Origin of the sequence: Acrocarpospora macrocephala, assembly GCF_009687865.1 — a bacterium.
In the GTDB taxonomy this organism is placed as follows: Bacteria; Actinomycetota; Actinomycetes; order Streptosporangiales; family Streptosporangiaceae; genus Acrocarpospora; species Acrocarpospora macrocephala.
Genome location: NZ_BLAE01000021.1, coordinates 114,894 through 132,400, shown reverse-complemented (window position 1 = coordinate 132,400; position 17,507 = coordinate 114,894). Strand labels below are relative to the sequence as shown.

Here is a 17,507-nt window from a genome sequence, read left to right as displayed (position 1 = left end):
GGTCCATCTGCGAGGGGACGTAATCCGACAGGCGGCGGCTTAGGTTGCCCGCATGATGCGTCATCTTGTGTCTTGGCTGGTGGGGTCGTGGGTTGTTCGCCGGTGGCTGGGGGATTCGACGGATGTGGTGGCGCGGGAGCGGCTGCGGATCGCGTGTGAGCTGCATGATGTGGTGGCGCATGACCTGAGCGTGATGACGCTGGGGGTGGGGGCCGGGCGGGTCATCATGGACCGCGATCCGGAGCGGGCCAGGCAGACGTTGCGGGAGGCCGAGGAGTCGGGGCGGCAGGTGCTCAGCGACCTGCAGCGCATGCTGGGGCTGCTCCGGGTGGACGGGGTGAGCAAGGGGCCGCAGCCGAGGCTGGCGGATCTGCCGGTGTTGCTCGACGGGTATCGGGCCGGGGGGCTCGCGGTGACGTTGCGGGAGGACGGGGTCAGGGCGGACGGTCCTGTGCTCGAACTGTCGGTCTACCGGATCGTGGAGGAGACGCTGCGGAACGCGGTGCTGTACGGGCACTCCACTACGGCCACGGTCGAGTTGCGGTGGCTGAGCGGCGTCCTGGAGTTGAGCGTGCGGGACGACGGGCTGCCGAGGGAACGGCTGCTCGGCATCTGGGAACGCGCCGCCCTGTTCGGCGGTTCTGTCGCATCGCGGGCGGTATCGAGTGGCTTCGAGGTCCGGGTGCGGCTGCTGATCACGCGGAATCGGTGAAAATCCGCGCGCATACTCGACCGGGATCGGTGCGCATTCTGGATGCGCATGCTCGCCCGGAAGCGATGGGCGCTCCGCGTGCGGCTGCTCGCCCGGAACCGGTAGGCGTATTGCGTGTGGCTGCTGCCCGCCCCCAATCGGTGATCAGTCGGCGTCGCTGAGGCCGATGGAGAAGGCCGCGTCCAGGTCGTGGCGGGAGTAGGCGCGGAAGGCGATGTGGGTTTCGGTGTGGAGCACGCCCGGGACCTTGTTCAACCGGCCGGGGATGACCTCGGCGATCTCCTCGTAGTCCTTCACGCGGACCATGGCCATCAGGTCGAACTCCCCGGTGATCGAGTAGACCTCGCTGACGCCGTCGAGTTCCGCGATGGTCTGCGCGACCTCCGGAATACGATCGACGTCGGCGTTGATGTGCACGATCGCGGTGACCATATGCGCTCTCCCGTTCCTGCGGACTGATCAGAACCTATCGCAGCGGCCGACCCTCCCTCGGCTGGTGGGCCCGCAGGCTCTCGTACGCCCGGTCGATCCTCCCCTTGAGCCGCCCTGCGCCGTACGCCGGGAGGCTCCAGGTGCCGCCCTCGACGCGGACCAGGCGGATGCCCGGAGTGTCCAGCCAGCGCAGGATCGTCTCAGTCTCCTCGGCGCTGGCGGCGGGGGTCGGCCCGGGTCCGGGGACGACCGTTTCCGCAGTGGCGACCAGGGCCTCCACATACGGCACCGGGTGGGCGCCGCGTGGCATCACCCCGGCGGCGGTCAGGCGGCCGTGGCGGATGACGTGGATGTCCCAGTCGCCGTTGAAGGCCGGGCTGGCGGCCACCATCTGCTCGATGCGGGTCAGCGAGAGCAGCCGCTGCATGCGCGCCGCCGTCCGGACATACGCGGCGAGGCGATCCCGGTCGACCGCTGCCTCCTCGTAGCGCTGCTCGGCGGCGAGGCGGTCCATCCGGGCCTCCACGGCGGAGAAGACCAGGCCGGCGTCGTGCTCCATGGCGTGGCGGGCCTGGGCGACGTGCACCCCGTACGCCGCCTGGCTTTGGCGGCCGTCGCAGGGAGCGCCGCATTTGCCCAGTTCGGCCAGGGTGCACGCGCTGCGGAAGACCGTCGGCGATAATCGTTCGCCGCACTGCCGCAGCGGCAGGGCCTCGTGCATGGCGGTGCGGGCCTCGTCGGCGGTGCGGCTGCTGCCGAAGGGGCCGAGGTAGGTGCCGCCGTCGTCCTTGAGCTCACGCACGATGCTGAGCCGGGGAAACGGCTCGTTGGTCAGTTTCAGCCAGACGACCCGCTCGGGGAAGCGGGAGCGCCGGTTGTAGCGGGGTTTGGTGGCGCCGATCATGCGGAGTTCGCGGATCTCGGCCTCCAGCGCGGTCGAGCAGACGATGTGCCGGACCCGCTCGGCGATGCCGATCATCTCCCGGACGCGCGGCCGGGTCTCGCTGGCGGTGAAGTAGCTCCGGACCCGGTTCCGCAGGTTCGAGCTCTTCCCGACGTAGAGGGCCTCGCCCCGGACGTCCTCGAAGATGTACACCCCCGGGCGGGCGGGCACGCCGTCGGAGAGATGGCGCTTGCGCTGCTGCTCGGGCGTCGGCATGCGGACGAAACCCCGCAGATCCTCCAGCGTGTGGACCCCTAGCGAGCCGACCCGGCCGATCAAGCCGTGCAGGACGTCGACGGTGGCGCGGGCGTCGGCCAGCGCCCGGTGGCACGGCTCGGTGGCGCTGCGGAAGAACCTGGCCAGGGTGGCGAGCTTGCAGTTGGGCGTCTCGTCCCGGTTGAGCACCCGGCGGGCGAGATCGGCGGTGTCCACCACCGGATTCACCGGCGGCGGGTAACCCTGGCCCGCGCAGGCCGCCTTGATGAAGCCCATGTCGAACGGCGCGTTGTGCGCCACCAGCGTGCACCCCCGGATGAACTCCAGGAAGCTCGGCAGCACCTCGGTCATCCGCGGCGCCGCCATCACCATCGCGTCGGTGATCCCGGTCAGCACCGAGATGAACGGCGGGATCGGGCCACCGGGATCCACCAGGGTGGCGAACTCGCCGATCACCTCACCGCCGCGCACCTTGACCGCGCCGATCTCGGTGACGCCGTGCTCGGACGTCGAGACGCCGGTGGTCTCCAGGTCGAAGACGACGAACGTCACGCCGGCGAGCGGGGTCCCGAGATCATCTAGCGTGCCCTGTTCCACGCCCACGACCATAGAGACGCGGACCGACACTTCCCGGCATCCCCGCCGTCCCGCGTGTCGCGTCTACGGGAGTTCGTCCCATTCGCGACGCAGCATCGCGTACACGATCTCGTCGGTCCACTCGCCCTTGACCATCTCGTTCTCGATCAGATGCGCTTCCTCGCGCATGCCGAGCCGCCCCATGACCTTGGTCGAGGCGGTGTTGCGGCCGTCGCAGCGCGCGGCGATGCGGTGGAGTTCCAGGTCGTCGAAGCCGAGCCTGAGCATCTCCCGGCTCGCCTCGGTGGCGTAGCCCTTGCCGTGGAAGGCGGGATTGAAGATGTATCCGATCTCGCCCTGCCGGTGCTCGCGGCTCTGCCAGAACAGCACGACCTCGCCCGCCAGGGCGCCGGTCTCCCGTTCGAACACTGCCAGGCAGAGCACCTGGCCCGCGTCGGTGAGCTCCCGCACCTGCGCCTTCTCCGCGACCCGCTCCCGCACCTGATCGAGGTCCCGGGGCTCCCAGTAGAGATATCTGGTCACTTCGGGCAGCGAGTGGAACGCGTGCGCCGCGGGGACGTCGTCGATTTCGTACGGCCGGAGGAGAAGTCGCGGGGTCTCGATGGGGTACGCGGGCTTGAGCATCCGACCACACTAAATGACGGCATTCCGCCCTAGCGACCGTATTCCAGGGGTTGCTGGCGGGCCCCCGCCGTGGCCGCAGCTGCACACGGCGGAGGCCCTAAGTGCACGGTATGTGATAGATCGTCCTGGTTGACGAAGGGGGTGGTGGTTAGCAGGGATTCGATCATCGCGCAGGTCATCGCAGGGATGGGCTGTTCCGCGAAGGAGGTCCCGCGGTGGGTGGTTGCGGGTGAAATCCACTGTTTCAGGCGGGGGAGGATGGCAAGGTCGCGGAAAGTGATGTGGTAGCGCCGCAGAGCCGTACCCTTGAATGAAAGACCAGAACGAGGAGCGACCAGGGATGAGTTCAGCCGGAGAGGGCCTGTCTCGTCCCCTGCCCGAGCAGGTTCGGGCGCATGTCGTCGAGTTGGCGGCCCAAGTGCTCGGCGCGATGCCGGGCGGGACGATTCCGCCGCCATTGCGGGGGATCGCGAAGTTCGATCCCCGGAAGCGGGCGCGGCTGGGCAGCGCGCCCATCGCCGCGCAGCTGGAGAACGACAAGGAGTTCCGCGAGCTCGTCGCGGAGGCGCTGACGGCCGCCTGGCCGGAGCTGGTGGCCGCGCTGGCCGAGGAGACCGTGCCGCCCGCGGCCGAGCCGGTGCTGGTGGCGGCGGCCGCCTACCTGACCAGGCCGCCCGGCTGGGCCGAGCTGGTCGAGCAGGCGCGCGAGGACATCGACCGGGCGGCGGCGCTGGGCAACCAGCGGGAGCAGGCCGAGACCCGGCTGCGCGAGCAGCTCGCGGCCCAGCGTACGGCGGCCAAGGAGGAGATCGACCGGGTCAGGGAGCAGCTGCGGGCCGCGCGGTCGGAGAACGCCGATCTGCGGCGCAAGCTGCACGACGCCAGGGAGCGGGCCAAGGCCGCCGAGCTGCGGGCGCAGGAGCTGGACGCCGCCACCGCCGACGCGCGCAACCGCGTCGCGGGCGCGGGGGCCGCCGCCGAGACGGAGATCCGCAAGCTGAAGGAGCGGCTGGCCGAGGCGGAACGCCATCTGGAGGCCAGCCGCCGGGCCGCCCGCGAGGGCCGCAGCGTCGAGGACGCGCGGATCCGGGTGCTCATGGACGCGCTGGAGGACGCCGCCAAGGGGCTGCGCAGGGAGCTGTCGCTGCCGACGTCGATCAGCAGGCCGGCCGACTACGTGACGGCCGTGACGCCGGGGCCGCCCAGCGTGCGGGCGGTGCCCGCGCGGGCGCTGGCCGACGACGATCCGCAGCTGCTCGATCAACTGCTGGCGATACCCAATCTGCATCTGGTCGTGGACGGCTACAACGTGACCAAGACCGGATACGGGGCGCTGACCCTCGTCGATCAGCGCAGCCGGCTGCTGACCGGGCTCGGCGGCCTGGCCGTGCAGGTCAAAGTGGAGATCACGTGTGTCTTCGACGGGGCCGAGCTGGACGGTCCCGTGCAGGTCTCCGCGCCGCGCGGGGTGCGGGTGGCGTTCAGCGCGCCCGGCCAGATCGCCGACGACCTGATCCGGCAGCTGGTCCGGATCGAGCCCCCCGGGCGGGCCATCGCGGTGGTGTCCTCCGATCGGGAGGTGGCCGAGTCGGTGCGCCGGATGGGCGCCAGGCCGGTCCCGGCCACCCTGCTGCTGCGGAGACTTGGCCGTGCGTGATCAATTGATCGCAATGGGTGATGAACTGGGCAAATAGCCCGAATCGGTTGAGCGGGCAAGATCGCTTCACTAGAGTTCCCGACCAGGTCTGTCCGTCTGGAAGGGGTTCTTGTGCGTGGGCGAGCATCGGTCGCGGCGGGTTTGGCCGCAGCCGTCATCCTCCTGCCGGTAGTCGGTGCGCAGGCGGATCCCAAGCCCACGCTCGCCGAGGCGCAGGCCAAGCTGAAGAAGCTCAACAAGCAGATGGACGAGATCGTCGACGACTACAACGGCGCCAACGAGAAGTGGAAGAAGGCGAAGAAGCAGTACGACAAGGTCAACACCGCTTTCAAGAAGCAGGACCTTCAGGTCCAGGCGTTACGCGCGGGTGTCGTCGGGGTCGCGGTGACCAACTATCAGACCGGTGACTTCCGGACGCTGAGCGGGCTGTTCACCGCCGACGACCCGGACATGATGCTCAACAGGATGACGCTGATGGATCAGCTCGCCGCCGGGCGCACCCAGTCGCTGACCGAGTTCGAGGTCGCGATCAAGGGGTTGCGGACCCAGCGTGAGGCGAAGAAGAAGACCTACGAGGACGCCGCGAAGGTCAAGGACGAGCTGGTCAAGAAGAAGAAAAAGGCCGACCGTATGGTGGCCGAGCAGGTGAAGCTGCTCCGGGAGCTCGGTGCGTACAACCCGGGCAATACCAACAGCACGGGGCAGATCTACACCGGGCCCGCGTCGGGGAACGCGCTGGCGGCCCTTGAGTTCGCGTATGCGCAGATTGGGAAGCCCTACCGGTATGGGGGGACTGGTCCGGGCTCGTGGGACTGCTCAGGGCTCGTTCAGGCGGCCTGGCGGAAGGGTGGGGTCAGCCTGCCGCGGACGAGCTACGAGATGTGGGCCTGGGGGGCGAACCGCAGGGTGTCGGTGAACGCGCTGGAGCCGGGCGATCTGGTGTGGCACAGCGGGTTCGGGCACGTGGGAATTTATGCGGGTAACGGGAAGGTCGTGCACTCGCCGCAGACGGGTGACGTGGTCAAGGTCACCCCCGTCGGTGAGTACAACCCGGACAAGGCCGTCCGCCCGTAGGCACGGCTGTCCGTCTGTCGGCACGTTCAAAGGTCATCTGTCTGTCGGCACGTCCGAGGCCGTCCATCCGTGGGCAAGTTGCCTGATTCGTCCGGGCGTTGGCCGGTTGGAACGATCTTATGAACCTGTGGGGCTGATGGGGCTTCTGGTGCCGTGTTCAGCTTCTGTTTCGTGAAGTGTGACCAGAGTCACAATGGGCATTGAAATGCCGGTGTATGCAGGGCTTTCGCAAATAAAATCTAGTTATCTGATCTTTATCTTTGGAGAAAGCTTTGCATAAACGTGGTGAAGCTCGGTAGCTTCTGGGCCGCGACGTACAAGCCATGGCGTCGCCACCATGTCAGCCGAATGCGCTGATGTCTCCATAAAGATCCGTGTGTCGCATGTCACAAATGCGACCGGCCGAGTCCATGCAGTCAGGAGGCATGGAGCCGGGGACCCAAAAGGCTCTGTACGCAGGAGTCAAGGGGTGAATCGGTGTGAATTCCACCGTAGGGCGACTTCCCCGCCCGAATCCGTCAGCTAACCCGGTAGGCGTACGTGGAAGATCATAGGAGCGATCCTGTCAACCACCCCCGCATGTCTGTCCCGTCTTGCCCGTCTCTCCCTGGGCGGCGTCGCTCTCACGGCCTCGGTCGGAGTGTTCGCGGCGCAGCCCGTGGCGGCTGACACGACGACAGTCACCCTCACGAAGACCGAAACGGCCGACCAGGCCACCACTGGGAACGTTCCCAGCTCCGATCTTCCGGCCGCCGGCCGGGCCAAGAGTTCGGTGAAGCAACGCGCCACGATGAGCAAGGCCGCACGCCAGCGGTCCAAGGCTCGGCGGGCCGTCGCGGTGGCCAAGGAACAGATCGGCGATCCGTACCGGTGGGGAGCCACCGGTCCCGGCGCGTTCGACTGTTCCGGTCTGGCCGTGTTCGCCTGGCGCAAGGCAGGCGTGAAGCTCCCGCGAACCACCTATTCCCAGCGTCGCGCGGTGAAGAAGAAGATCTCCTGGAAGAACCTCAAGCCCGGAGACCTGATCTTCACCAGCGGCGGCGGTCATGTGGGCATCTATGTCGGCAAAGGCAGGATGGTCCACTCCCCGCACAGCGGAGCCCGCGTTCGCATCGACAAGCTGAACTCCTACCGCAAGCGCACCTTCGTCGGTGCGGTAAGACCCGGTCTCTGACCGTTTGTAGGTTCTCAATCTGAATGTCGTATTCTCAAGGATCTTGTCGTCTGGATGTCGTCGGCGTCCCAGCCGATGTCGTGGATCTTCGGGTGATCTTAGCGGTTTCACCACCAATCACTCTTTGCTTATGTAAGAGTGCGAATTGTGATCAGTGGATCGGCTGTCTCGAAGTTGTCATACACGTCGGCGACGGTGTCTGTGCGTGCCCAGGACGGAACCAACGAGGACGGCCTGGAGTGGCCGCTTGTGAGCGTTGAACGTTTGCAGGCGGCCACACCATGGCGGACGTTCCGTTGGCATCACGGGCAGCAGCATTTCCCTGGTTTCTACTGGTCTGTCACGATGTTCGACCTTGTGATCTATGAGTCTCGGCTGGAGCTGGCGAGGCTGTTGTACGCCGATTTCGACCTGGGCGTGGCCTGGATCAAGGCTCAGCCGTTCCTGCTCACTGCGCAGGTCGAAGGGAAGATCCGACGGCATGTGCCGGACTTTCTGCTGTTCACAGATGCAGGGCCGGTGGTGGTGGACGTCAAACCTCGTGAGCGGCTGGAGAAGGAGAAGGTCGCGTTCACGTTGGCGTGGGCTAGGGAGGTCGTCGAAGACCGCAACTGGCGGTATGAGGTGTGGTCCGAACCCCCCACAGCGGAGTTGGCGAATCTGAGGCTGCTGGCGGGATTCCGCCGGAGCTGGCTGTTCAACCCCGATCTGCTCGAAGCGTTGATCAGCTCGGATCTCGCAGGACGCACGCTGCGCGAGGCCCTGGGGGCCGTCACCGGGTGGCCGCAGCGGCTTACTCGTTCTCACCTACTTCACCTGCTCTGGACGCAGGTCTATCGCGTGGATCTGACGGCTGTGCTGTCAGGCGATCACGTGCTGGAGAGAGCACGATGAGCTGGGCCGGGGTGCGGTTCGGGGTCGGGACCCGTTTGGTACTGGACGGTGAGACGGTCGAGATCGTCGAACTGGTGGCGACGAAAGCGGGCAACGAGGTCATCGTGAAGGACATGCGCGGCGGGAGACGGCGTATGTCCCAACGGGAGCTGCTGTTTTCCGACCGGGCCAGGGTGATCCCGGACGTCGACGGGCCGGAACCCGATGATCCGTATGAGACCGCTGGCACAGTTCTGGGCCGACTGACTCCCGCACAACTCGCACGGGTGGCTGAGCGAGCAGCGCATCTGGAAGAGGTACTGACCGGCTATCGCTCCGGCAGCGAGGAGCTGGTAGGGCCAGGTGAGCCCAGAGCCGAGTATGACCCGGATCTGCCGCTGGGCACACGATATGCGGCCAAGGCGAAGGAGTTGGGGGTCGTTCCCAGGACAGTCGAGCGTTGGGTCCACGACTACAGGCGGTTCCACCAGGCCGGTCTGGCCGAAGGGATGGAACCGCACGGAGCCGGGCGGTTGGGCCAGGCCGATCCCCGCTGGGTCGAGATGGCTCTGGAGGTGATGGCTGAGTACACCAGCGAGTCCCAGCCGACCATGGCTCTGGTCGCCGAGCAGACCGCAGCCCGGCTGCAGGCCCGTTACGGGGCGGATGTGGTGAAGATGCCCAGCCGTGCGAGCTCTTACCGATATCTGGAAGAGCTGGACCACAGGGTTCCGACGTTTCACGGCAGCTCCAAGCGGCGCCGGGAAAGCGCTGACCGGCCGAAGACCGCCTACGGGCGGCTTCGGCCGACACGGCCCGGCGAGTATGTGCTGCTGGACACCACCCGGTCGGATGTGTTTGCACTGGATCCGATCACGCTGCGGTGGGTGCAGGCCGAAATCACCGTCGCTATGGACTGGTATGACCGGGCCATCACCGGGCTGCGGGTGACGCCGGTGTCGACCAAGGCCGTGGACGTTGGCGGCATCCTCTACCAGACCTTCCGACCCCGCCCGGTGGGCAAGAACTGGCCGGCGCACGCCGTCTGGCCCGAGCATGGCCTTCCCAGAGGCGTGCTGATGGACGTGGACGCTTTCACTTCGACACCAGTCCGTGCGGCTGCGGTGGCGCCGCGGGTTCCGGAGACCATTGTGATCGACCACGGCAAGGTGTTCGCGTCGGCGCACGTGACCAGTGTCTGCCGTCGGTTGGGGATCTCGATCCAGCCCGCGAGGTTGCGCACCGGCCGCGACAAGGGCCCGATCGAGCGATTCTTCCGCACCTTGCGGCAGGGCCTGCTGGAGCGGCTGCCTGGCTACAAGGGCCCCGATGTCTACTCCCGGGGGCTTGACCCCGAGGGGCAGGCGTTCTTGTTCCTGGACGAACTCGAGGCGATCATCGCCAAGTGGATCGCGGTGGTCTACCACCACAGGCCGCACCGCAGTCTGGTCGACCCGCACATGCCGGGGCTGAAGCTGTCCCCCGCGATGATGTTCGAGCACGGAGTCGCCCGGTCCGGTTACGTGGAGGTGCCGCGGAACCCGGACCTGGGCTTTGAGTTCCTGAAAGTGGAGTACCTGCCGGTCCATCACTATGGGGTGGAGATCAACCGCTGCCGCTACAACGGCGACGTGCTGGAGGACTTCCGAGGCAAGACCAGCCCTTTCCTGGGTGCGGCCAAGGGCCGCTGGCCCTTCCACGTCAACATCGACGACATCACCAAGATCTACTTCCGGCATCCCGACACACGCCAGTGGCACGCGCTGGACTGGGAGCACGCGCCGATGCTGGATATGCCCTTCAGCCTGGAGGCATTGGAGTTCTCCCGCAGGCTCGCCGCGGCGAAGTACACCTACCCCGACGACAAGCTCGCCCTCGCGGACCTCCTCAAACGCTGGAATCTCGGGCTGGAGATGAGCCGGACGGAGCGGCGGATGGCCCTGCGGCTGTCACGTGAACAAGCTGCCGTCGAACTGCCCGACTTGGACGCCGACCCCGTGCCGTCGCCGGCCTCGGTCCGCAAGGCACTCGGCGGTCCGGCCGAGGCAGGCGACCAGTCGCAGCCGCCACCGGCGCAGGAGGCCGGCGACGATGACGACGCCGACGAACTCGACCTGGCCCCGCCGGATCGGACTTCCGACGGCACCGAGGGTATGGGCGATCCGGTGAGCGACTTTGAGGACGACTTCTACGCGACCGCACTCAAGGACGTCGATGACTGAGCGCCGCCAACCCCAAAAGCCTGACGATGATCTGCGGTCCAAGCTGGATCATCTGACGCTGTCGCGCAAGGAAGGCTTCAAACGCCTGGTGGAGGCTCCTGCTCGGCAGCGGCCCGAGCAACTCGCCCGCCGCCAGCTCAACAACCTGGGTGAACCGGCTCTCGCGGAGTACAACAAACGACGCCGCAAGCATCACGCGAACCTGGGGCCGATCCAGACACCGCAGATGGCGGCGCTGCACGAGGATCTGTGGGACATCTTCGACAGCAACGACCAGGATGGCGACAAGGTCAAGGGTGGGGTCGCGATCGACGCGTTCCCCGGGCTCGGCAAGACCACCGCCGTCTTGGCCTTCGCCAAGAAGCTGCATCGCCGCGAGATCGAGGAGAAGGGGGAGTACACCGAGCCCGGTGACGAGCGATGGCCGGTCTGCCGGGTCGGGTTGACCAGCAACACCAGCATGCGGGACTTCAACCGCGCCATCTTGGAGTTCTACGGCCACCCGGGCCGTATCCGCGGCACCGCCGCCGACTTCGGCTTCCGCGCACTGGACACCATCCTGTCCAGCGAGGCGCAGCTGCTGATCGTGGATGACCTGCACTTTCTGGGGTGGAGGAGCAAGAACGGCATCGAGGTCAGCAACCACTTCAAATACATCGCCAACGAGTTCCCCATTACCTTGCTCATGATCGGCGTTGGCCTGCAGAAGCGAGGACTGTTCGAGGAAGGCGACAGCTACGAGGACGCGGTCCTGGCCCAGACCGGCCGCCGCACCACCCGGCTCGGCATGGACCCCTTCCTCATCAACACCGACGGAGGCCGCACGAACTGGCGCAACACCCTATTGGCGATCGAGCAACGCGTCGTACTGGCCGACAAGTTCCCAGGAATGATCGCCGATGAGCTCTCCGACTACCTGTTCGCCCGCAGCACGGGACACATCGGCTCCCTGATGACCTTGATCAACCGGGGCTGCCAACGAGCCGTCCGCACCGGGACCGAACGCCTGGATGTCAGTCTCCTGGATCAGGTCAAGATCGACGCCGCCTCCGAGAAAGGCCGCCTCGAACTCGAGACCGCGTTCGCCGCCGGAAAGCTGACCAGCAAGCCTAAGAAGCGAACAGCGTGACCGGGCTACGCACCGCGGGCCCGGCTGACGGGCATCCTCGCACGGAGCACGCACTGACGGCGGTCAGGACGCTGCCGCTGCGCGTCGGCATAGCCGAAGGGGAGAGCGTCGACTCGTGGATCGAGAGGCTGGCCCGCCGTCACAAGATCGCGCCGCGTCCGCTGCTGCCGGTCCTCGGACTACCCCCGCCCACTCGCGTCACTTTCACCAACAGGCTGATCTACGGAATCGACCCGGCGCTCTGGCGCCGCGTCGAGCAGGCCACCGGTTTGCAGGAGCGGCGGTTGGACAGCGCCGTCGGCGACGCGATCGCGGTAGTGACTCCATTGCTCTCGGGTGGATCACGGTTTTGCCCACGGTGCCTGGCCGACCATGACGGCTGGCAGGTTTCCTGGCGGCTGAACTGGACGGTCGCCTGCCGCCGGCACCTGCTGCTGCTCCATGATGGGTGCCCGGCTTGCGGCGCCGTGCCGAGGAGGACGGTCATTGGCGGTGCCACGCCGATTCCGCCGGCGACCTGCACGCATCTGCCCAAGGGCTCCCGCCGGCGTTGCGGGGCGGAGTTGACGACCGCGCCCGCGCACCGGGCCGGATCTGCGGTCCTGGAGGTTCAGAACTGGATCGACCAACTGATCGCCGAACTCGCCGGAACTGGCGGACTCGCGGCCAGCAGCTTATTCGCCGACCTCCCGGTTGTGGTCTCCTGGCTGCTGCGCCATCAGCGCGGTGAACTCCAGACCACCGCGAATCGCCTCGCCCGCGGACTTCCGCAGACGCTGACAGCCGACCGCGGCACCGGGCGCCGGCCCCGCACCGGCGCGCCGTTGACCGCGGCCCTCCTCATTCACGCACAAACCATTCTCGGACCTGATGGCGACAGGGCCACAGCCACGCTACGCAGTGTCTTGTCGAGCCTGGAGACCAGGAGAAGGGTCCCGCCGCCGGGTATGTCGGCACGGCGATGGAATTCCCTGGCACCCACGTTCCCGAACCGGTTCCTGCGAGCCGCCGACACCGACCTGTCATCCCTGCAGCGGTTGCGTATGAAATCGGCCCTCGCCACCGCCGCACGCCCGACCGGCGATGTCACCGGGCGGGTCCGGGCGATCCCGCAAATGTTCTGGCCCGACTGGTCGGGGCGTCTTCTGCCTGTTGCTGGCTTCCTCCCCGAGCTGTTCCGCGCGGCGATCAGTGCCTGCCTGCTGATTCCCGGGAATCCTCGTCGCGATCTCGCCGGGGTCGCCGCGCCCCTCAACCCCCGGGTCAGCAGCCACATTATCTCCGGCCTTCTCCAGGGGTTCGCCGACCTGCCCGGATCATCCCACAGCCAGGTCCTCGCCCTGCTCTGCCGGATCGCCGACTACCTCGATGAGGTCGGCTCGCCGATCGACTACCAGCGCCGCCGCGAGCAGATCCCGGCCGCGCCCCTCGGCTGGCATCAATGGCGAGCCCTGGCCTGCTCAGCCGGGGCTCACCCGGGCGACCGCCCCGATCAAGGGCGTCACCTGCACGCCCAACGGCACCTGCACCAATTGCTGTCTGGCGCCGATCTCGCCGACCGACGTCACCAACTGGCATTCCGCGACCCCGGCGACCGCAACCGCTTTGTCGACTTCGCCGTTTCACTGACCCCGGCTCTGCGCCGCGCGCTGCGGGCACATGCAACATCGCTTCTGGCCGATCTCGGCATCGCCGAACCGCTGACCTGGTCGCCGCCTGCCGAACTCGCCGAGGACCTTGTGGATCTGCCCGGCATCGACACCGACACGCTGGACATGGACACGGTCAGCCGCCTCGTCGTGGACGAACACCGGCCTCTCGGCGACGCCGCAGTAGCCCTCGGCGTCCATATCGAGCACATCCGGATCGCGCTGGAACGCCTGGACCGGCCACAACGACAGTGGAGCAGGGGGGCAGTCCCCAACGCCTGGCTGCGCGAACAACAGGCCGCACAGCTGTTCACCAGGGACTTCTTCGAGCGCGAATACCTCCAACGCGGCCGCCGCCTGAAAGAGATCGCCGAGGAGACCGGGTTCGACCGAAAAACCATCGCGCGGTTCGCCAAGCAGGCTGGTATCACCCTGGCCAAAGCGGCAACCCCGTTCCCCATCGACCCAGCCTGGCTGCGCGAGCAGTACTGCGACCGGCACCGCTCCACCGCCGAGATCGCCACCGAACTCGGGACAACGCAGATGACCGTCAACCGGGCCCTGCGCCGCCTCGGCGTCCCGCTACGGCCGCAAGGCGTCGCCGGTTTCCCGCAGATGAACGCCGTCCTGGCCCCGCACATCCCGGCCGACGTCCGGGCGGCCGTCGAAGGGAGCCTGCACGGCTGGCATCGCTTGCGGCGCTTCCAGATCGCCATGCAGTTCCCGAACCAGAAAACGGCCGCAAGCTACCTCAACGCCAACCAAAACGCCCTGGTCAAACAGCTCCAGCGACTGGAACACGACATCGGCGAGCCGCTGTTCCACCGATCCGCCTTCGCCAAGCCCCAGCGCCCGACCACACGCGGCCACGCTCTTCTCCACGATCTGCAGAACGACCGTGTCCAAGCTTCGATGAACGCCGCACTCCGCGGCAGCTCAATCCCGCCCATGCCCGGCTCTGCCGTCCTGGCGCAAGCCACAGAAAGCCTCACCACACGACGCCCACCAGGGCCTATGGTCCCGTTCGACGACATCCCCGTCGAACGGATCCGTGTCGGCTCCTCCACACTCACACTCCTACGCCACCTTCTCGACCACCCGGGCGAAGAGTTCTATGGAGCCCAAATCCGTGCCCGGACCGGCCTCGACCAAGGCACTCTCTATCCGCTCCTCAACCGCCTGAAGCAAGCGCGCTGGTTAACCAGCCGCCTTGAAGACGATCAGTCATGGCTCGACCGCGCCCCGAACGGATGCGGCCCGGGCCGCCGCCGCACCTACTACACCCTGACCCCAGACGGGCACCGGGCCGCAACCTACGAAGTCGAACGTCGTGCCGTCTCGAGGGGTCTTCTCCAAGAGCGTCCCTAGCCCCTGATGCGGCGACAACGCTGCCGCAGGTCACGGGTGGTGATCGGTCAAGGCGGCTGGGGCCGGGGTTTCGGTCCACAAGCTCCATATGTCATGGCGTTGAGACGAACTGGGATGACATCCCTCTGAGACAAGCCGCACCTATGCGGGTCACAGGGCTGCCACATGTCAGTTACGCCGGGACGCTACACCGTTGTAGATTCTCGCTGTCTCATCGGTGTTTCGCCTACTTTTCACGGGCGAAACACCGATGAGAAAGCTACCGTGCTCGCCTAGAGTCGGCAGGGCGACGACGGGCACAGACGTCGTGTGCCTGCTGGCGGCGGGTCTGACCAGCCCGGACGGCAGTTTCGCCGCTACCGACCTCAAACCGTCCGGGACTTGGCAGGCCGGGGCCTCGGGCGGCGTGTTCTCCTATGACCTGCCGATCTCCGAACCGCCATCACCCGGCGGAAGCGGGCCCGGGCTGTCCCTCAGCTACGACGCCTCGTCCATCGACGGGCAGGAACCAGTCCGGCGTGGTCGGCGCGGCTGGGAGCTGAACGCGGGCTTCATCGAACGACGCTTCCGTCGCTGCGACGTCTATTACTACGACGAGGAAGCCAACCAGATCTGGGTCGCGGAGACCGCCGACGGCGGCAACCACGTCTGCTGGGAGTCTCCCGATCTCAACGACGGTGACTCCACCAACGATCTGACCCAGTCTGAGCTGGTGCTGAACGTGGACGGCAGGTCCGCGCAGATCGTCAAGGATCGCACCTCCGGCACCTACAAGACCATCCCGGATCTGGGGTGGAAGATCGAGTTGCTGACCGGCGCAGCCTGAACCCGAAGAACATGAGTTACTGAACGCCGATGAGTGAAATCTACGAGAAATGGCTCCGGGAGTACGGCCGGGTGTTCAATGATCCTCGATCCTTGAGGACCCGGCCCTGTCCCAGCTGTGGTCGGCCGGGCCTTCGACTGCTGTTCAATGTCCATAGGACGGATCGGTCGGTCGGCTGGGCGGAATTCTGGTGCGACAACTGCAGGAAGGGAATCTTCTTCTCCCGCGTGAGCGTGCCCGACTGGGGTGAAAGCGTTACCACGGAGGAGAAGAGAGCCCTCTCCAGCGGAGAGGCACCGGAGTACGAAACCATTCCTCCCACCACCTATTCGGATTGATCGCGGCTCCGTGAATGAAGAGCGCGATGCGTTGTCTCGCCTGGCGTCCGTGCTCGGCGCCAGGCACATCACAAGCTCAGGGAGATGAGACGTCTCGGACGTGAAGGGCCAGCGTCCGAGACGTCGGCGCATCCCCCTACCGCTGGATCAGCAGGGAGGATTCAGACGCGTCGGGGTGCGCTCCTGACCGGCGGGGGTGCCGCCGAGGAGGGCCCGGGTGAGGGCCTGGGCGTCGCCCGACATGGCCTGCAGGGCGGTGTCGAAGTGGTCGTCGGTCAAGGCCCGTTCCTCCGCGCGCAGCGCGATCAGGACCACCCGGCGCAGCAGCTCCTTGACGAACGACGCCGTCACGCCGTCGGTGGCCGCGACGACCTTCGTGACGTCGGCCTCGATCGCGCGGCCGCGGGCGTACAGGCGGATCAGCCGCTCCCGGGCGTCGGCGTCTGGCTTGGGCACCTCGACCGCCAGGTCCACCCGGCCGGGCCGCTGCACGAGGGCCTTCTCGAGCGACTCCACCCGGTTGGTGGTGAGCACGAACGTGACGTCGACGTCGCCGGCGATCCCGTCCATGGCGTCGAGCAGCGAGAACAGCAGTGGCGACGTCTCGTGGTGGCTGCGGTCCTCGGCGATCAGGTCCACATCCTCGATCACCATGACCGACGGCGCGAGCTTGCGGGCGAGGGCCACGGCGTAGTCGACGTACCGCATGGCCGGGCCGGTCATCAGGATCGCGGTGTGGTCCTTCAGCGCGCCGATCAGGTAGCGCGTGGTGTGGGTCTTGCCGGTGCCGGGCGGGCCGTACAGGAGCAGGCCGCGCCGCAGATGCTGGCCTGCCTCCAGTAGCTGCCCGGCCTGCCGGGCGATGCCGACGACGTGCTCCTCGATCGCCTCCAGGCGCCCGCTGGGCAGGACCACCTCGTCCTGGGTGAGCTCGGGGCGCGGCAGGAAGGTCAGCAGCTCGTTCTCGCGGTGCTCGCTGAAGCCGAAGCTGAGCACCTTTCCCCGGAACGGGTCGTGCTCGCGCTTGAGCCGGTCCACCTCGTCCCGTACGGCTCCCGCTGCCGCCCGGTCGGCCGCGATCACCGTCATCAGGCAGAACTTGCTGTAGTCCTCGCGGTCGCTGATGCCGAGGATCACCGGCGTGCCGTCGGGGGCGTGCGTGGCGACCAGGCCGAGCTGGAGGACCTCGATGGTCGCGTCATGGTCCACCGGCGCGGTGCCGTAGTCGGGCAGGCCGAGCAGGCGGCTGCCGTCCCGCATGGCGCCGAGCAGCATGTTGATCATGCTCTCCCAGCGCCGCTCGCCGCCGACGACCCCGAACCAGCGCGCGTCCGGCGTGTGCGCGCGCAGGTAGCGGTCGGCGCCGGTCTGCAGGGCGACGTGCTCGTAGAGGCGGTACTTCTCCTCGACCACGACCACGTCGCTCAGTGGGCAGCCCAGGTGCTCGGTCACCTTGGTCACCAGCGGAGAGCTGGCGTTGTCCTCGGTGATGCGCTGGGCGACCGCGTCGTACACCTGGCGCAGGCTCTCGGCGAGGGCCCGCGCGTCGTGCGGCTCGATTTCCGTCACCCGTCCATGGTGCTCCGCGCAGGGGGAATTCGCGCGGGAAAGAACGGTCTGATCCATTTGGTGCGAGCGGAGGCGGCAGCAGGGTGAGCGCGACCTGGCGGGCG

The 17,507-nt window shown here is 67.2% G+C and carries 14 protein-coding genes and 1 riboswitch; of the genes, 10 read left to right on the top strand and 4 right to left on the bottom strand.

All coding sequences use genetic code 11. The annotated features are described in order from the left end of the window. The first annotated feature begins 52 nt into the window (after positions 1 to 52). Positions 53 to 712, top strand: a complete 660-nt coding sequence (locus Amac_RS19705) for a sensor histidine kinase (protein ID WP_155355829.1) — start codon at positions 53 to 55, stop codon at positions 710 to 712. A gap of 144 nt (positions 713 to 856) precedes the next feature. Here Amac_RS19705 and Amac_RS19700 read toward each other — a convergent pair whose 3' ends face one another. Genes Amac_RS19700 through Amac_RS19690 form a run of 3 tightly spaced genes read right to left on the bottom strand, consistent with a single transcriptional unit; the run spans position 857 to position 3,524 of the window. Continuing rightward, positions 857 to 1,144 (bottom strand): Lrp/AsnC family transcriptional regulator, encoded by a 288-nt coding sequence (locus tag Amac_RS19700; protein WP_155355828.1) that lies wholly within the window; start codon positions 1,142 to 1,144, stop codon positions 857 to 859. A gap of 34 nt (positions 1,145 to 1,178) precedes the next feature. Next, on the bottom strand, positions 1,179 to 2,912 hold the full coding sequence (locus Amac_RS19695; RefSeq protein WP_155355868.1) for a DEDD exonuclease domain-containing protein: 1,734 nt from the start codon (positions 2,910 to 2,912) through the stop codon (positions 1,179 to 1,181). A 51-nt stretch (positions 2,913 to 2,963) separates the two neighbouring features. Continuing rightward, positions 2,964 to 3,524: a GNAT family N-acetyltransferase gene (locus Amac_RS19690; protein WP_155355827.1), complete on the bottom strand. Its 561-nt coding sequence runs from the start codon at positions 3,522 to 3,524 to the stop codon at positions 2,964 to 2,966. A 340-nt stretch (positions 3,525 to 3,864) separates the two neighbouring features. On the opposite strand from Amac_RS19690, the gene Amac_RS19685 reads away from it, so the two are divergent. The 9 genes from Amac_RS19685 to Amac_RS19645 all read left to right on the top strand — a co-directional run bounded on the left by Amac_RS19685 (position 3,865) and on the right by Amac_RS19645 (position 15,834). After that, positions 3,865 to 5,181, top strand: coding sequence for an NYN domain-containing protein (locus Amac_RS19685; protein ID WP_155355826.1), 1,317 nt, complete (start codon positions 3,865 to 3,867; stop codon positions 5,179 to 5,181). Positions 5,182 to 5,292: 111 nt separating this feature from the next. After that, positions 5,293 to 6,255, top strand: a complete 963-nt coding sequence (locus tag Amac_RS19680) for a C40 family peptidase (protein ID WP_155355825.1) — start codon at positions 5,293 to 5,295, stop codon at positions 6,253 to 6,255. 390 nt (positions 6,256 to 6,645) lie between these two features. After that, positions 6,646 to 6,807, top strand: a riboswitch (cyclic di-AMP (ydaO/yuaA leader). A gap of 106 nt (positions 6,808 to 6,913) precedes the next feature. Further along, positions 6,914 to 7,429, top strand: a complete 516-nt coding sequence (locus tag Amac_RS19675; RefSeq protein ID WP_246268492.1) for a C40 family peptidase — start codon at positions 6,914 to 6,916, stop codon at positions 7,427 to 7,429. A 201-nt stretch (positions 7,430 to 7,630) separates the two neighbouring features. Continuing rightward, the gene (locus Amac_RS19670; protein ID WP_218041178.1) at positions 7,631 to 8,323 is read left to right on the top strand and encodes a TnsA-like heteromeric transposase endonuclease subunit; all 693 of its coding nucleotides are present in this window, start codon (positions 7,631 to 7,633) and stop codon (positions 8,321 to 8,323) included. Next, complete coding sequence (locus Amac_RS19665; protein WP_155355824.1) at positions 8,320 to 10,524, top strand: TnsB C-terminal domain-containing protein; 2,205 nt, start codon at positions 8,320 to 8,322, stop codon at positions 10,522 to 10,524. The genes Amac_RS19670 and Amac_RS19665 overlap by 4 nt, the downstream gene beginning before the upstream one ends. After that, positions 10,517 to 11,653 carry an AAA family ATPase gene (locus Amac_RS19660; RefSeq protein WP_155355823.1) on the top strand — a complete coding sequence of 379 codons (1,137 nt, stop codon included), beginning with the start codon at positions 10,517 to 10,519 and terminating at the stop codon, positions 11,651 to 11,653. Before Amac_RS19665 ends, Amac_RS19660 begins: the two co-directional genes overlap by 8 nt. Then, positions 11,650 to 14,670, top strand: a complete 3,021-nt coding sequence (locus Amac_RS19655; protein WP_218041177.1) for a TniQ family protein — start codon at positions 11,650 to 11,652, stop codon at positions 14,668 to 14,670. Before Amac_RS19660 ends, Amac_RS19655 begins: the two co-directional genes overlap by 4 nt. 250 nt (positions 14,671 to 14,920) lie before the next feature. Further along, a complete protein-coding gene (locus tag Amac_RS19650; RefSeq protein WP_155355822.1) occupies positions 14,921 to 15,496 on the top strand; it encodes a hypothetical protein in 576 nt (191 codons plus the stop codon). Between the two features lie 29 nt (positions 15,497 to 15,525). Beyond that, positions 15,526 to 15,834, top strand: a complete 309-nt coding sequence (locus Amac_RS19645) for a hypothetical protein (protein ID WP_155355821.1) — start codon at positions 15,526 to 15,528, stop codon at positions 15,832 to 15,834. Positions 15,835 to 15,981: 147 nt separating this feature from the next. Here Amac_RS19645 and Amac_RS19640 read toward each other — a convergent pair whose 3' ends face one another. Further along, positions 15,982 to 17,403: an AAA family ATPase gene (locus Amac_RS19640; protein WP_218041176.1), complete on the bottom strand. Its 1,422-nt coding sequence runs from the start codon at positions 17,401 to 17,403 to the stop codon at positions 15,982 to 15,984. Positions 17,404 to 17,507 lie beyond the last annotated feature (104 nt).

Excerpts from the sequence above, each read along its gene's own strand:
- Amac_RS19695 (WP_155355868.1), bottom strand. The coding sequence starts at position 2,912 with ATGGTCGTGGGCGTGGAACAGGGCACGCTAGATGATCTCGGGACCCCG.
- Amac_RS19660 (WP_155355823.1), top strand. The coding sequence starts at position 10,517 with ATGACTGAGCGCCGCCAACCCCAAAAGCCTGACGATGATCTGCGGTCC.
- Amac_RS19690 (WP_155355827.1), bottom strand. The coding sequence starts at position 3,524 with ATGCTCAAGCCCGCGTACCCCATCGAGACCCCGCGACTTCTCCTCCGG.
- Amac_RS19700 (WP_155355828.1), bottom strand. The coding sequence starts at position 1,144 with ATGGTCACCGCGATCGTGCACATCAACGCCGACGTCGATCGTATTCCG.
- Amac_RS19665 (WP_155355824.1), top strand. The coding sequence starts at position 8,320 with ATGAGCTGGGCCGGGGTGCGGTTCGGGGTCGGGACCCGTTTGGTACTG.
- Amac_RS19650 (WP_155355822.1), top strand. The coding sequence starts at position 14,921 with ATGAGAAAGCTACCGTGCTCGCCTAGAGTCGGCAGGGCGACGACGGGC.
- Amac_RS19705 (WP_155355829.1), top strand. The coding sequence starts at position 53 with ATGATGCGTCATCTTGTGTCTTGGCTGGTGGGGTCGTGGGTTGTTCGC.
- Amac_RS19685 (WP_155355826.1), top strand. The coding sequence starts at position 3,865 with ATGAGTTCAGCCGGAGAGGGCCTGTCTCGTCCCCTGCCCGAGCAGGTT.
- Amac_RS19645 (WP_155355821.1), top strand. The coding sequence starts at position 15,526 with ATGAGTGAAATCTACGAGAAATGGCTCCGGGAGTACGGCCGGGTGTTC.